The following is a 15297-nucleotide window of genomic DNA, read 5'->3' as shown; positions in this document are numbered from 1 at the left end:
TTTTTAATACTTAAATTGTACGACAAGAAATGACGTATCAATACTTACACACGAGCGTATTATTGGGTACTATTGGTTTAACTAAAACTAGATAACCTATTCATTGCAGGACAATTCCATGGCACGTACTCCAAAGCAAACCAAACAAGAACCCATTGAGGTCATTCTTTGGAAAGCTGCAGACAAACTTCGTAAGAACATTGATGCTGCTGAGTACAAGCATGTAGTCCTTGGTTTGATCTTCCTCAAGTACATCTCTGACTCATTTGAAGCTCACTACAACCTATTGGTTGAAGGTGAGGGAGAGTTTGCAGGAGCTGATCCTGAAGATCGTGATGAATACACTGCATACAACGTCTTCTTCGTTCCTGAGATCGCACGTTGGTCATACCTGTTAAACCAAGCAAAGCAAGTCACCATTGGTAAGATTGTAGACGATGCAATGGAAGCCATTGAGAATGAGAACCCTCAGCTCAAAGGTGTACTACCTAAAGTCTATGCACGTCAAAATCTCGATCCTACGAGCCTAGGTGAGCTGATAGACCTCATTGGTAACATTGCCCTAGGTGATGCAAAAGATCGCTCTGCCGACGTTTTAGGACACGTATTCGAGTACTTCCTAGGTGAGTTCGCTTTAGCTGAAGGTAAGCAAGGTGGGCAGTTCTACACGCCTAAATCCATCGTGAGCTTATTGGTTGAAATGCTAGAGCCATACAAAGGACGTGTATTCGATCCTTGCTGTGGTTCAGGTGGTATGTTCGTACAGTCTGAGAAATTCGTAGAATCGCATCAGGGTTTAGTGGACGACATCTCCATCTATGGTCAAGAAAGTAACCAGACAACTTGGCGTTTGGCCAAGATGAACTTAGCCATTCGTGGCATTAACTCAGAGCATGTGAAATGGAACTCTGAGGGTTCATTCCTGAATGATGCACACAAAGACCTGAAAGCGGATTACATCATTGCTAATCCACCATTCAACGTCTCTGATTGGAGCGGTGAGCAGTTAGTGGGTGATGCTCGTTGGTCTCTAGGTACACCACCTGCAGGCAATGCGAACTTCGCATGGATGCAACACTTCTTGTATCACATGAGTCCTAAAGGTCAGGCAGGCGTTGTGCTTGCTAAAGGTGCATTAACCTCTAAGACCAGTGGTGAAGGTGAGATTCGTAAAGCCTTGGTTTCAGAAGCCAATGTCATCGACTGTATTGTGAACCTACCTGCCAAGCTGTTCCTGAACACACAGATTCCTGCTGCTTTATGGTTTATGCGTCGTGACCGTGTTAACTCAAGCCAATACCAAGATCGTAGCAATGAGATTCTGTTCATTGATGCTCGTAACCTAGGTCATCTGATTAACCGCAGAACCAAAGTCTTGTCTGATGAAGATATTAAGCTCATCACAGACACTTACCACAATTGGCGTAACAAGGGTGGTGAGTATGAGGATGTTGCAGGCTTCTGTGCATCTGTACCACTTGAGAAAGTCGCTGAGCTTGATTATGTACTGACGCCAGGTCGTTATGTTGGTTTAGCTGATGATGAAGATGAGTTCGACTTCAAGGTACGCTTTACAAGCTTAAAGGCAGAGTTTGAAGCACAGCTTGCTGAGGAAGCCAAGCTAAACCAAGCCATTGCTGAGAACTTAGCAAAGGTGGTTGTATGAGTGAGTGGCAGGTTGGGCGATTAGATAGCTTCTTTACCCTAAAACGTGGTTATGACTTACCAAAGCAATCTCGTGTTTCTGGTAGTGTTCCCATCATTGCTTCTTCAGGTTTTGCTGATTTTCATAATGAAGCCAAAGTAAATGAATCAGGTGTTGTGACGGGCCGATATGGAACCATTGGTTCAGTTTTTTTCAGTGATGTACCATTTTGGCCATTAAACACATCTCTTTATGTAAACGACTTTAAGGGGAATGACAAAAAGTTCATCTACTACTTTTTGCAAACATTGGATTGGGAAAAATTTAGTGACAAAAGTGCGGTGCCTGGAGTTAACCGTAATGATGTTCATCAAGAAGAGATATGCTTTCCGTCTCTCCCTGAACAAAAAGCCATAGCCTCAATCCTTTCATCATTAGATGACAAGATCGACTTACTGCACTGTCAGAACAAGACTTTGGAAGCCATGGCTGAAACACTGTTTCGTCAATGGTTTATTGAGGAAGCGAAAGAGGATTGGGATGATTTACTAGTAAGTGATATAGCTACTCATATCAAAGACAATGTGAACCCATCAAAAGATCCTCTTAAGACATACTATCATTTTAGTTTGCCTGCTTTTGATTCAGGAGAAAAGCCTACTATTGAATTGGGTGCGGAAATTCTGAGTAATAAGTACAGAGTATGTGAGAACTCAATTTTAGTCTCAAAGCTGAATCCAAGAGTGCCTCGTATATGGTTATTAACTGATGTCAAAGATAATTATGTATGTTCAACAGAGTTTCAGAATTTGAAGCCTAAAGTAGGATCTCATTTAATGTTCTTGTATAGCTTATTCAATTCAAGAGATGTTATTGATGAATTAGCAATGAGTGCTTCGGGAACCAGTGGCAGTCATCAAAGGGTTAAGCCAGAAGATATGTTAAATATCTCTTTTAAGACTCCAAGTTTAGACTACCTTGAAGAGTATTCGCTGTTGATTACTCCTTCGATGCAAAAGGTTTCATCTAACAAGAAGCAAATCCAAACACTTGAACAACTACGAGATACCTTGCTTCCTAAGCTGATGAGCGGCGAAGTCAGAGTCCAATACCAAACAGAAGAAGTTGCATAACATTTGAGGTGAAGTCATTTGATGGCTTCACCTTTTTTACATTCAGGGGGCTGAATTGAATAAAAAAATTATAGGGGCAATCATTGCCTTAGTCGTAGTGATCTGTGGCTACTTGTATGCTTCGCCATACATTGCCATCAATAACATCAAGAATGCTGCACAAGTAGGTGATAGCGAAAAGGTGTCCAAGTACATCGACTATCCAAGTGTGCGTCAGAGCTTCAAAGATCAAATGAATGCCATGATGATGAAAGAGATGGCAACCCATAAAGATGATGGTTTCGCAGCACTAGGTGCCATGCTTGCATCTACCATGGTAGACAAGATGATTGATGGTTTTGTCACACCTGAAGGGATGACCATGATGATGCAAGGCAAAGACCTTAAAGATGCAGCACATTCATCACAGGGAGCATCAACAACAGAAACCAAAGAAGAAGATCAAGCAGAGTACAAAACTCGCTATACCTCATTCAGTGACTTTGAGGTTGTGATCCAACATCCAAATGATTCCAAAGCCGTCACTGTCAAAATGGTTCGTGATGGTTTGAGTTGGAAAGTGAATAAGATCGCTGTGCCGATGGATTAAGTAAAAGAGAACAAAGAGGAAAAACAGAATGATAAAGCGCATGATTCAAATGGGATTTGGCTTGATTGCTGTAGTTAGCTTTGCTGCAACCGTTCAAGCAGCACCGGCTAAATTCAATCATAGCGGCATACAAAAAGGTAAAGTCATAGAAACCTGTTATCACTCTCCTTGTTCAGTCGCCAAGTTTGTCTCTTACAAACAACTGAATAAGACAGCGACTGAATCCAAGATTCAAGTCACCTTGCTGGGCGGTAGTCGTGAGTGGGAAGCCAAGAAAATTGACTGGAATAGATCGCCACATAAAGTCACTGTGAATTGCTCATACCAACGACCAACAGTTCAGATTGGTTCACAAAAGACTCTGATTCCACTCAATGATGGTTTAGGTGTTCCTGGAGTACTGATGGTAGATGCTGAACTCTATCTATATGTTTGCCATAAGTTTGAGGGCGCTATTGAGAATGCTGTGCAGAAGTATGGCTATAACGTGCAGGACGATGAATAAGGTTTCTTAGCTTTACATCATATAAAAAATTAATGAGTCCAGGTTATATGGATAAGTTTAGGGGGAAATAATCAAGTGACTAAGATGACCGAATCAGACATTGAGCTGATGGCGATAGAGCAACTAGAGGGATTGGGCTATACCTATGTGTATGGACCTGAGATTGAATCGAAGGGCACTAACCCTCTACGAAGCTATAAGCAGGTCATCTTGGAAGACAAAGTGCTTGATGCATTACAACGCTTAAATCCTCATTTAAGCCAAGACAAATGTACTGAAGCACTAAAGCAAGTCACCAATATTCAATCCCCTGATCTACTCAGTAATAACCAAGCATTCCACCGACTGCTCACTGAGGGCATTAACATTGAGGTGAGCAAAGAGGGTAACACTCAAGGTGAGTATGCTTGGTTGATTGACTTTGAGAATCCAACCAATAACGAATTCCTTGTCGTCAATCAAGTAACCATCAAAGAAGATCGCTGGACAAGACGACCAGACATTATCTTGTATGTGAATGGCTTACCCTTGGTGGTCATTGAACTCAAGAATGCAACAGACGAGAATGCCACTGTAGAAGGCGCATACAAGCAAATACAGACCTATCAAAGCCAAATCCCTAGCTTGTTTACCTACAATGCTTTCAACGTCATCTCTGATGGTTTAGAGGCGAAAGCAGGTACTGTCTCAGCAGACTACAGTCGCTACATGGCGTGGAAGACAAACAATGGTCAAACCAAAGCCAAGAAGACACAAGCACAGCTAGAAGTCCTGATTCATGGTTTACTGAATCCAGTCACACTACTCGACATGATTCGACACTTCATTGTCTATGAATCAACGAAGCACGAGGATACCAATGGCTTAATCACCATTAAGACCATCAAGAAGATGGCTGCATATCATCAGTACTATGCAGTGAATGCAGCAGTCCTCTCGACTATTCGTGCGTCTGCAGTGAACTCGGACTCGAAATCAGCAGAAGTTGCCATGCAACATCAAGGTAGAAGTAAGCTCGAATTGGTACAGCAACAAGCAGTCGGTGACAAGAAAGCCGGTGTGGTATGGCATACCCAAGGCTCAGGTAAGTCTTTGTCTATGGTTTTCTACACAGGCAAGATTGTCTTGGCTTTGGATAATCCAACAGTCGTTGTGATCACAGATCGTAATGATCTAGATGATCAGCTCTTTGGTACATTCGCTGCATCAAGCCAACTCCTTAGACAAACACCACGACAAGCAGACAGCCGAGAAGAACTCAAAGAGTTACTCAAGGTGGGTTCAGGTGGCGTGATCTTCACCACCATCCAAAAGTTCCAACCGGATGATGGCACTAGCGTCTACGAGCAACTGTCAGACCGAACCAACATTGTCGTGATTGCAGATGAAGCACATCGTTCTCAGTATGGCTTTAATGCCAAGGAAGTCGATGTCAAAGATGAAGATGGCAAGGTTGTCGGTAAACGTACTGTCTATGGTTTTGCCAAGTACATGCGTGATGCACTTCCTAATGCTACTTACCTTGGTTTCACAGGAACACCAATTGAGAAGACGGATGTAAACACACCTGCAGTCTTCGGGAACTATGTAGATATCTATGACATCTCGCAAGCAGTGGAGGATGGTGCAACTGTTCGTATCTTCTATGAAAGCCGCCTAGCTAAGATTGCCATCAGTGAGGAAGGCAAAGAGCTGATTGAAGACTTTGATGACCAGTTTACTGAAGATGACTTAAACCAAACTCAAAAAGAACGTGCGAAGTGGGCAAGAGTCGAAGGTTTGATCGGCAGTAAAGAACGTATCAAAGCCATTGCAAAGGACATCGTAGAACACTTTGAGCAGCGTCTTAAAGCCAATGCAAACCAAGGCAAAGGCATGATCGTCAGCATGTCTCGCAGGATCGCTGTAGACCTTTACAACGAGATTGTAAAGATCAAACCAGAGTGGCACAGTGATGATCTGAATGATGGTGTAATCAAAGTTGTGATGACTGCCTCAGCTTCAGATGGTGAGGTGATTGCTAAACATCACACTACCAAGCAACAGCGCCAACGCTTAGCAGATCGTATGAAAGACAATGATGATAAGCTCAAACTCGTTATTGTTCGTGATATGTGGCTGACTGGTTTCGATGCCCCAAGTATGCACACCCTTTACATCGACAAACCAATGAAAGGTCACAACCTCATGCAAGCGATTGCACGAGTCAACCGTGTCTACAAAGACAAGGCTGGTGGCTTGGTTGTGGACTATCTTGGTATCGCATCTGACTTGAAAGAAGCCTTATCGTTTTACTCAGAAGCAGGTGGTAAAGGTGATCCTGCATTGGTGCAGGATGAAGCTGCAACGATCCTGCAAGAAAAGCTAGAAGTGCTTGATGGCATTTTGCATGGCTTCAACTACCAAGAGTACTTCACTGCAGATACTTCTCGTAAGCTCAACATCATTTTAGAAGCGGAAGAGCATATCCTTGGTGTAGATCAAGGAGAAGGGAAGACTCGCTTCCTGACAGCAGTCACAGCGATGTCACAGGCATTCGCATTAGCTGTACCTCATCCACATGCTATGGAAGCTGCACCAGTGGTGGCATTCTTCCAAGCAGTCAAAGCACGTCTTGCTAAGTTTAGTGATGGTACAGGCAAGATTTCTGGCTTAAGTAATGCTGAGCTTGAAGCCAAGGTAAAGCAAACCATTGACCAAGCTCTAGTCACAGAGCAAGTGGTAGATATCTTCGATGCTGCAGGGATTCAGAAACCAGATATCTCGATTCTCTCTGATGAGTTTATGCAGGAGATGAAAGACTATAAGCATAAGAACATTGCGCTTGAAACACTTAAGAAGTTACTTGGTGATGAGATTAAGGTACGAGAGCAACGCAGTGTCACCCAAGGTAAGAAGCTCATGGATATGTTGAGTTCAGCAATTAAGGGTTATCAGAACAAGGTACTTACTGCAGCAGAAGTCATTGATGAACTGATCAAGTTAGCTAAGACAATTCAGGAGTCAGACAAACTGGCTGAAGAACTCAACCTGACTGAATACGAATATGCGTTCTACTCAGCAGTAGCAGACAATGACAGTGCTCGAGAATTGATGCAGAAAGACATATTGAGAGAACTTGCAGTCGTACTCACTGATTCTATTCGTAAGAATGTGACTTTGGATTGGACGATCAAGGAAGCTGCTAGAGCAAAGTTAAGAGTCATCGTGAAGAGATTGCTGAAGAAGTATGGCTATCCACCTGATATGGCTTTATTGGCTACAGAAACTGTATTGGAACAGGCTGAGCAGTTGGCTGAAGAGCTTTCCAGTTCAAAAGAATAGGGTACAGATAGTGTTCAAAAAGACCGCTATATTAACCATAACCAAGGGGGCATTTTTACACTGCTGCTAACAAGGACAACCCTTCACTTATACTAGCTCAAAACTGATCTGACAGTTCCCCGTTTTTTATTGTGCCTGTCAGGTTAAATTTGGGCTAAATTCTTATCAGCCCAAATTCGTTTTCCATTAAGTAAAGTTTCAAATGGGCTTCCTGTTTGACATCTTTTGGGAATAGTTTCGGATATTTTGTTGTTCTAACTTTTCATGATGCTGTTGAATTTAGTCCAGATCTCATAAAACATTGTATAACTGAAACGCTGGAAAACCTATTTAGCAAATTTGGGGTGTAGTTTCCACTTGAAATAATTCAATTAAAAATAAATGTATGTATTTTATTTATTTTTTGATATATTTCAGTTTAACCTAAAAACGACTAGTGATAGTTATAAAAAGTTGTGCTTAGAAGAATCTTTATTATTTTCAGAGGTTTACTTATGAAAAAGTTAGTAATCTTATTATCAATGTCGACGGTTTTTTTATCAGCTTGTGGTAATAAACATGACAAAATGGTTGGCTACTGGCAATTAGAAAATGTGCAAGGAAAGCGCATTATGCAAATTTTTAAAGAGGGTAAAGATAGTTATATTCTTAAAGAAAATGTGGTTGCTCGTAGTAATGTGGTGAATGGTAAAGAGGGAAGTTCTCTCGTATTGGAAAAAAAAGATGATACTTTAGCGGTTAATAATGGTTTAGCTGCTATGCCCTTACATTTATCTGATGATGGTCAAACATTACGTATTTCTAAAAATCAGTACAAAAAAGTAGATGAAAATTTTGTCAATAAAACAATAGAAAATATTAAAGTGTGTCATGAAATTGAAACAGAATATCGGACTAAAGTTAAAGAACTACCTATTTTTACTCGTGACCCTGCAATTCAAGAGCAACGTAAAACGTTGGCTGAGTCAACTACTAAAAAAATGCAAGCCATTGAAGATTGTAAATTTGGTATCTACTGATAATTACACTATTTAATGAGGGTGTAAATAATTCTGTGTAAATGTGGTTTTAAAAATACTTGGTTACACGTTCATCAAACATGATACTAAAACGATTCATGGCAGCTTTCCAATTCTGAATGGGCATCGTCCATTTTTTGCTTGCTGCCATAATCGCTAAATATACCACTTTTTTCACAGATTCATCGGTTGGGAAGATTTTTCTTTTCTTGGTGGCATGGCGAATGACACTGTTCAAGGATTCAATTGCATTGGTGGTATAAATCGCCTTGCGAATGTCCATTGGATAGGCAAAGAACGTGTTGAGATTCGACCAGTTGGCAAGCCATGATTTACTGATTTGAGGATATTTATCGTCTCACTTTTGACCAAATTCATCCAGGGATGACATACAATCGATACAGCGCATCATTATTATTGAAAATGGTGCCATGATGAATAGGGTATTTGATTGGTATATGCAGTTGCCTCTTGAGTGGCAGTCGAGCCTGTTTGTCTATCGTGGGCATGGGGCCAACATTAAAACAGTAGTTAAATTATTAGAACAAGTATCGGATAACTGCTTGTTGGCATTTTATGGTGATCTTGATCCGTATGGGATTAATATTGCCTCTCATTTTTATAAAATACGTCCTTTAGCCCTGATTGTGCCTAGTATCTGGCAGGAGATCACAGTCACTCATATCGACAACAATGTGAATAAATTCTTGAAGCAGATCGTTCAGACTAGGGATATTGCATTTGATCAAGCTGAACCTTTGATTTTAAGAGAGCTATTTCATCATGTTGATCCTAGCCAAAATAATGGACAGTACTTCCCTCTAAAGATAACGTAACGTTAACTTTGGAGATCCAAGAAATGGCCAAACGTTTTAATCCCAAATTTAAACAGCAAGCAATTGATTATGCACTTTCAAACTCACACGAGCCTACAGCTGCAATCGCCCAGAAATTAGGTGTGGGTTATTCAACTTTAGACAAATGGATTCGTGAAGCCAATCCAGTGGGTTCAAGCAAACGTCAACTTTCACCAGAACAACAGCGGATATTGGAATTAGAGAAAGAAGTCAAACAGCTTAGGGAAGTCAATGACATCTTAAAAAAAGCGCATGTGTACTTTCTGACAGATCATGCCAAGAAAAGTACACGGTAATTCAAGATCTGGATGTGAATGAAGTCACTGTATCTTCTGTCTGTAAATGCCTGGGTGTCAGCACTTCAGGCTATTATGCCTGGCGAAAGCGCCAGACCAATCTAGCGCAGAAATATAATGATTTAAAAGCCGTATATTGGCAGCATCATGCACGATTGGGTGCACCTTCATTGGTACATGACATGCATGATTTAGGTTACAGCATGAGCGAACGAACCGTTGGAAGAATGCTTAAAAAGCTTGGTTTACGTAGCAGGATTGCACGTAAATACAAGCATACGACTGATTCAAACCATCGTTTGCCTACAGCACCTAACTTGTTAGATCGTCAATTTACGGTCAATGAACCCAATAAGATCTGGACAACAGATATTACCTATATCCGTACTAAGCAAGGTTGGCTGTATTTATGTGTGATGCTGGATCTATTCAGCCGTCGTATTGTCGGTTGGCAAACCAGCTATCGAATAGACCGTCAATTGGTATGTGATGCGTTTCATTATGCAATGGCTCGTCAGGGGTATCCAATGGGTGTCATGGTACATTCGGACCAAGGCTCACAGTACTGTAGTCGTGATTTTAGGGCGCTATTATTGACGAATAACTGCGTTCAAAGTATGTCACGCAGGGGAAACTGCTGGGATAATGCAGTGACCGAAAGCTTCTTTCATACATTGAAAGTTCATGTGGTCCATGGCAGTGTATTTGCCACTCGAAAAGAAGCGAATGCTGTCTTGTTTGACTATATTGAGATTTATTACAATCGAATCAGAAGACATTCTGCAAACGGCTGTTTAAGCCCAGAAGCCTTTGAACAGAAATATTTCAAGAATTTAGAGGGATTTGTTGTCCACGATACTGTCTAGGATCAAAAACTAGATCACCTACCTGTATATCTTCGATTTTTTTCCAAATTCTCCGTGGTAAATTTAGATCCCTCTGTACACGCACTAGAGTACCCGCAATAAAACACCCAGTAAGTGCTGGTATTTCTTTCAATTTATCACCCATAAAAAATGTCCCCTATTATTTGTTAATGATAATGTATGACTGTTAATTTTTTATCGTTCAAATTCTATTCTATTTAACATAATGGGCGTTATACGAAATTTTCAAAAAAATACAATAAAAATGCGAGCTTAAGGCTCCCATTTTTGATTTTTGTGTGTTATTCACCAATTAAAATGTCTATGCGATAAACCATTTAAAATGTCCTGTTTTTAACTGCAAGAGTCAAGAACAGGATTTAAATTTCTTTGTTCATTGCTAGCTTTCTGAGCTTTACGACTCGGCATACTTTTCTTGGCACGGGAACGTTTATTCTGTTTTTCCAACTCTTCATGCTGTTGTTGGATATGGGCCAGAACTGCGCCTAACCGTTTATTCTCAACCACTTCATTCTGCTGCAGTCCAGTCAGTTTATTGAAGATACTGTAGTTGATCTTCCGTCCTTCATACATGATCGCAACAGTGCCATCCGGGTACTCCAGAAATGAAATGTATTGTCCAACTAATTTCTGGTTCAATTCAGTCGGTTCAAGCATATAAATACATTTGTCATACGTCAGGGTTAGATTCTTGGTGACCTTACGTGGTTCCTGCCAGGTAAAAATATCATCCAGTTCAAGATCAGATTCGGTTAATGGTCGATGTAAATTCTTTGAGTTACGCGCACACTTGGCGAACTTCTGATTGAACTGCTCAATGAAGCAGGGTAGCCAAGCATTGGCTTCAGCAATCGAACTGATGCCTTCCAGACGCATCTCTTTGATCAGACGATCCTGAAGTGTCCTGTTAGCACGTTCCACACGTCCTTTGGCCTGTGGTGAGTTGGCAAAAATAATATCGATGTTTAACTCATTCAGAATCCGCCCAAATTGCGTGATCTTGCTGTCTTGGCTCGATTTCTGATTCACTCGGAATACTGAGTGTTTATCGCTATAAAAGGCCAAAGGCTTGCCATATTGCTTAATGTAGGCTCTCGTGGAAAGCATATAGTCGAAGGTCGTTTCAGCCTCACAAAAGCGCAGATGCAACAGCTTTCCAGTGGCGTCATCGATATAAACCAGCAAACAGCATTTGGCGGATCGTCCTTCAAACCAGTCATGATAGGAGCCATCAATCTGGATCAGTTCACCGAAGCAATCACGGTTATATCTAGGCTGATATGGACGTTTCAGACGCTTGGATCGCGGAATCCAGAGCTCATTGGCAGTCATCCAGCGACGAACTGTTTCCACAGGAATATTCAGCTCAAACATGCTGCTGAGCTTCTCATGCGCCAAGGTGGGCCCAAAGCCCAGCAGATGTTCAGAAATAATGGAAAGGCACTTTGCTTTTAACAAGTCATCATGGCGACGATGGCCAGGTTGACCACGACTGGCATGAGCCAGACCTGAAACACCATCTTGATTGAGCTTCTGCAATAACCGGGTAATTTGACGGGTGGAAAGATTCAGGATTTCAGCAGCACGGACTTGGGTAATACGATGATCTCGAACGTCTTGCAGAACCGCAAGACGTTGAATTTCTTTGTCAGACATAGTGATCAGCATCTATATTTCATATCCAGTCCATGATGGTTAAATCATCATAAACTAGACATTTTTATTGGTGAGAATACAGACACTTTAAATGGGTTCTAACATTTCGATTTCGTATAAGGTGTATTATGTTAATTTTAGGGGAACTTAATTCTATAGGTGATACCAATGGACAAAAAGATAGAAGATAAAACTAAAGATATTAATGAAAAAATTCAAAAATTGGATTTAGCTATCCAAGAACTAATAGAAACTACAGACAATTTTTTTATTAATGATAAGTACTATGGAATTGAATGCGCTTTTATTTTAGACCATGCACTAAATATTAAAATGCACTTTTTCAACAAGTATCCAGCATTTGCACCACCTCACTTACGAGGAGTAGAAAATTATGATCGAATTATACATATTAGAGAAAATAATCCTGAAGATAAGCTAGAACAAATTTCTCCTCTTAAAGACTAAATTTTCTAATCTCGTACTTAGAATCCCCTACCATTTAACATAATGGTGGTTATACGAAATTTCAAAAAAATACAGTAAAAATGGGAGCTTAAGGCCACTGCTGTCCCATAAATATAACAAGTGTTAGCAGCAGTGTAAAAATAACCCTCTAACGGCATTTTAAAACTGACCCCCTTGGTTAATATAGCGGTCTTTTTGGACTGCTCAACATGTTAACTTTGGAGCAAGCAGTGACCATCCAAATTCTTCATCAACAAGGTAAATCCATTAAAGCCATTAGTCGTGAACTTGGGGTATCCAGGAATACCGTACGTAAATATTTACGGCAAAACACCACACCTCAGTATCGGCGTACACAACCTAGAATAAGTATTCTTGATCCATATAAACCCTATTTGCTTGAACGTGTAAATGCAGCTCATCCTGAATGGATTCCTGCCGTTGTGCTCTATAAGCAGATTTTAGGGTTTGGATATCCAGGAAAGATCAGGATATTGAGGGAATATCTTGCAACATTAAAACCCGTTGCCAAATCAGAACCCGTCATTCGTTTTGAAACCCAACCTGGTCAACAAATGCAGGTTGATTTCACCACGATTCGACGTCACCATACGACTTTGAAAGCCTTTGTGGCCACATTAGGTTATTCCAGAGCAACCTTCGTGAAATTTTATGATCATGAACGGACGGATGCATGGATCGATGGTCTGGAAAATGCATTTCAGTTCTTTGGGGGCGTACCTCAGGAAATCCTGTTTGATAACGCTAAAACGATCATGATTGAACGGGATGCCTATCAGGAGGGGCAGCACAAATGGAACCCCAAACTGCTCGATTGTGCCAAGAAATATGGCTTTCGCCTCCCGCGTATGTAAACCCTACCGCGCACAGACCAAAGGCAAAGTTGAACGCTTTAATGGATATCTCAAATCAAGCTTTATTGTGCAATTGAAAGCAAGCCTTAAGACTTCAGGCTTATTGTTGGATGTTGATGTTGCTAATGCCCACATTGGTCGGTGGTTGCATGAAACCGCCAATCAGCGGATTCATGCAACCACGCAAGAAAAACCAGCTGTTCGACTGCAGCAAGAGCAGCAAAGATTCGCGCCATTACCGCAATCAAATACGGTTTCCAGCATTGTGCCTGTTACAGCGGCACCGCATGTGATGCCCTACGAGAGTTTGCAGCATCCATTATCAGTATATGACCAGTTGCTGGGAGTTTCCTGATGAATCTGCAATTGGCGGAGTGATTTCTCAAAATGGCAAGTTGATGACAATTGTTCCGCTGGATGAACAACTTTTGGTTGAGGCACGTATTTCACCGCGAGATATTGCTTTTATTCATCCTGGGCAAGATGCACTGGTGAAGATCACCGCGTATGATTATTCTATTTATGGTGGGTTGAAAGGAAAAGTTTCTATTATTTCTCCAGACACCTTGAGAGATGAAGTTAAGCAAGATCAATTTTATTATCGAGTGTATATTCGAACGGATTCAGGAAAATTGATGAATAAAGCAGGCAAACAATTCAGTATTACTCCTGGCATGGTTGCAACAGTCGATATTAAAACAGGGGAGAAAACGATCTTAGATTATCTAATAAAACCATTTAATAAAGCGCAAGAGGCTTTAAGAGAAAGGTAAGCGTCCGCTGAACCCCACACTCTTTGAGTGGAACGTTCTTTAAAAAAACGTTCCACTTTATTGAATATTTATCAATACCGCATAGCTCGATGCAGGGTGCTATCTTCAGATATCTTATTTAACATAAAATGAAGTTATGCGACTTCAGAATGACCTAATACTTGAGAATAAATATGACCCAAAAAATACTAGATCGATTTTCTTCACTAATAGAAGAAGGTGATTCAATCTATCAAAAATGTGAAGCCGCTGGATCTGGTTATAATCCTGAATTACAATCAGCTTTTATCGAATGGCAAATGAAATCTAAAAATATATTAAGCATTACTTGTGGTGAAAAGTCACATTATTTGTCTCAGTTTGATAAAAATCTTAAAGCAGGAATGGGGGATACAAGAAAAGCAATATTAAATCGCGTGATTCCAATTTTAAGAGCGGCAGAAGATGATTTAAAAAATGGTTTTCTAATCACAATCAAAAAACTAATTCAGTCAGAGGTTTTTGATAGTGAGTTGGATCAAGCACAGCATTTCCTTGATTCAGGTTATAAAGTAGCTTCTGCTGTCACTGCTGGTGTAGTTTTAGAAACAGCAATTAAAGAATTAGCTAAAAATAACGGAATTGATATTTGCCAAGAAGGTACTACTAAACCTAAAAAACTTGATGCTCTTAATTCTGAATTAAAAAATGCTAATATCTATAGTGCTCTTCAACATAAGCAAGTTTTAACTTTGGCACATATAAGAAATAAAGCTGCTCATGGGGAGATTGAGGAATTTAATGATAACGATGTACAGAATATGATCCGAGATGTTGAAAGATTCTTACTTGAATATGCTTCTTAATACAACAAAAAAAGAGTCCACGTTATCTAATGGTGGACTCTAGTTCCAAATTTGAGACTAATAGAGTATCTATTTTCCAGATATTGAAATCATAGCCACGCAGACTTGCGTAGGTTTGACTGATACGCAAGTCGAGTAGCGGTCTGATTTCCGCATAACTTATGTTATGTTACTTGGGATACACTTGACGGTAAGATAATTTATTATTGCAACCGTCAAGTGCAGCACCAACGATATTATTGTAGGGTGCTGTGTTTAGATATCCTATTTAACATAATCAATATTATACGAAATGCTTTTGTAACTCCAAAATAGAAATGTCCGGTTTCTCCAAAGTAAAAATGTCCGCTTTTAGAATATGCGCTGTTGCAATTTTCTTAGCGGACGGTTTGATATGTTGGTGTCTATGTCGGATAAAGAACTTA

At 40.4% G+C, this 15297-nt stretch carries 11 protein-coding genes and 3 pseudogenes; 12 read left to right on the top strand and 2 right to left on the bottom strand.

Annotated features, from left to right (window positions below; genetic code table 11):
- Positions 1-118: 118 nt before the first annotated feature.
- The 6 genes from FTV12_RS07230 to FTV12_RS07205 all read left to right on the top strand — a co-directional run bounded on the left by FTV12_RS07230 (position 119) and on the right by FTV12_RS07205 (position 8215).
- Positions 119-1666 carry a class I SAM-dependent DNA methyltransferase gene (locus tag FTV12_RS07230; protein ID WP_154320136.1) on the top strand — a complete coding sequence of 516 codons (1548 nt, stop codon included), beginning with the start codon at positions 119-121 and terminating at the stop codon, positions 1664-1666.
- The gene (locus FTV12_RS07225) at positions 1663-2778 is read left to right on the top strand and encodes a restriction endonuclease subunit S (RefSeq protein WP_104915058.1); all 1116 of its coding nucleotides are present in this window, start codon (positions 1663-1665) and stop codon (positions 2776-2778) included. The genes FTV12_RS07230 and FTV12_RS07225 overlap by 4 nt, the downstream gene beginning before the upstream one ends.
- 55 nt (positions 2779-2833) lie before the next feature.
- Entirely contained in the window at positions 2834-3367 is a 534-nt protein-coding gene (locus FTV12_RS07220; protein ID WP_167846516.1) for a DUF2939 domain-containing protein, read from the top strand.
- A gap of 40 nt (positions 3368-3407) precedes the next feature.
- Positions 3408-3872 (top strand): hypothetical protein, encoded by a 465-nt coding sequence (locus FTV12_RS07215; protein ID WP_257218586.1) that lies wholly within the window; start codon positions 3408-3410, stop codon positions 3870-3872.
- Positions 3873-3956: 84 nt separating this feature from the next.
- Complete coding sequence (locus FTV12_RS07210) at positions 3957-7196, top strand: type I restriction endonuclease subunit R (RefSeq protein WP_218944576.1); 3240 nt, start codon at positions 3957-3959, stop codon at positions 7194-7196.
- Between the two features lie 494 nt (positions 7197-7690).
- Positions 7691-8215, top strand: coding sequence for a hypothetical protein (locus FTV12_RS07205; protein WP_154320138.1), 525 nt, complete (start codon positions 7691-7693; stop codon positions 8213-8215).
- Between the two features lie 49 nt (positions 8216-8264).
- On the opposite strand, the pseudogene FTV12_RS07200 reads toward FTV12_RS07205, so the two are convergent.
- Positions 8265-8573: pseudogene (locus FTV12_RS07200) on the bottom strand (transposase); the annotation flags it as partial.
- A 31-nt stretch (positions 8574-8604) separates the two neighbouring features.
- Between FTV12_RS07200 and FTV12_RS07195 the strand changes: the two are divergent.
- Both FTV12_RS07195 and FTV12_RS07190 read left to right on the top strand, forming a co-directional pair.
- The gene (locus tag FTV12_RS07195; RefSeq protein ID WP_228291712.1) at positions 8605-9051 is read left to right on the top strand and encodes a Wadjet anti-phage system protein JetD domain-containing protein; all 447 of its coding nucleotides are present in this window, start codon (positions 8605-8607) and stop codon (positions 9049-9051) included.
- Between the two features lie 23 nt (positions 9052-9074).
- Positions 9075-10234, top strand: a protein-coding gene (locus FTV12_RS07190; RefSeq protein WP_154320140.1) for an IS3 family transposase whose coding sequence is annotated in 2 segments (ribosomal slippage) — positions 9075-9309 and positions 9309-10234 — 1161 coding nt in all. Because the reading frame shifts where the segments join, the coding sequence is not laid out codon by codon here.
- 354 nt (positions 10235-10588) lie between these two features.
- Here the strand turns inward: FTV12_RS07190 and FTV12_RS07185 are convergent.
- Positions 10589-11923: an ISNCY family transposase gene (locus FTV12_RS07185; RefSeq protein ID WP_103254392.1), complete on the bottom strand. Its 1335-nt coding sequence runs from the start codon at positions 11921-11923 to the stop codon at positions 10589-10591.
- A gap of 156 nt (positions 11924-12079) precedes the next feature.
- Here FTV12_RS07185 and FTV12_RS07180 point away from each other — a divergent pair, with 156 nt between their 5' ends.
- The 4 genes and pseudogenes from FTV12_RS07180 (at position 12080) to FTV12_RS07165 (ending at position 14872) form a co-directional block, all read left to right on the top strand.
- Positions 12080-12379 (top strand): hypothetical protein, encoded by a 300-nt coding sequence (locus tag FTV12_RS07180; RefSeq protein ID WP_179989178.1) that lies wholly within the window; start codon positions 12080-12082, stop codon positions 12377-12379.
- Between the two features lie 209 nt (positions 12380-12588).
- Positions 12589-13609 (top strand): annotated as a pseudogene (istA, locus tag FTV12_RS07175) (IS21 family transposase).
- Between the two features lie 13 nt (positions 13610-13622).
- Positions 13623-14027, top strand: a pseudogene (locus FTV12_RS07170) (HlyD family efflux transporter periplasmic adaptor subunit); the annotation flags it as partial.
- A 173-nt stretch (positions 14028-14200) separates the two neighbouring features.
- Positions 14201-14872, top strand: coding sequence for a DUF4145 domain-containing protein (locus FTV12_RS07165; protein ID WP_179989177.1), 672 nt, complete (start codon positions 14201-14203; stop codon positions 14870-14872).
- Positions 14873-15297 lie beyond the last annotated feature (425 nt).

This window comes from Acinetobacter sp. YH12233 (assembly GCF_013417725.1).
Classification (GTDB): domain Bacteria; phylum Pseudomonadota; class Gammaproteobacteria; order Pseudomonadales; family Moraxellaceae; genus Acinetobacter.
The sequence above is the reverse complement of the archived record's forward strand: the minus strand, read 5'-3'. Positions and strand labels throughout refer to the sequence as shown.

Bases quoted from the DNA above. Each gene is read 5' to 3' on its own strand.
- FTV12_RS07230 (WP_154320136.1), top strand. From the start codon at position 119: ATGGCACGTACTCCAAAGCAAACCAAACAAGAACCCATTGAGGTCATT.
- FTV12_RS07225 (WP_104915058.1), top strand. From the start codon at position 1,663: ATGAGTGAGTGGCAGGTTGGGCGATTAGATAGCTTCTTTACCCTAAAA.
- FTV12_RS07215 (WP_257218586.1), top strand. From the start codon at position 3,408: ATGATTCAAATGGGATTTGGCTTGATTGCTGTAGTTAGCTTTGCTGCA.
- FTV12_RS07210 (WP_218944576.1), top strand. From the start codon at position 3,957: ATGACCGAATCAGACATTGAGCTGATGGCGATAGAGCAACTAGAGGGA.
- FTV12_RS07205 (WP_154320138.1), top strand. From the start codon at position 7,691: ATGAAAAAGTTAGTAATCTTATTATCAATGTCGACGGTTTTTTTATCA.
- FTV12_RS07185 (WP_103254392.1), bottom strand. From the start codon at position 11,923: ATGCTGATCACTATGTCTGACAAAGAAATTCAACGTCTTGCGGTTCTG.
- FTV12_RS07180 (WP_179989178.1), top strand. From the start codon at position 12,080: ATGGACAAAAAGATAGAAGATAAAACTAAAGATATTAATGAAAAAATT.
- FTV12_RS07165 (WP_179989177.1), top strand. From the start codon at position 14,201: ATGACCCAAAAAATACTAGATCGATTTTCTTCACTAATAGAAGAAGGT.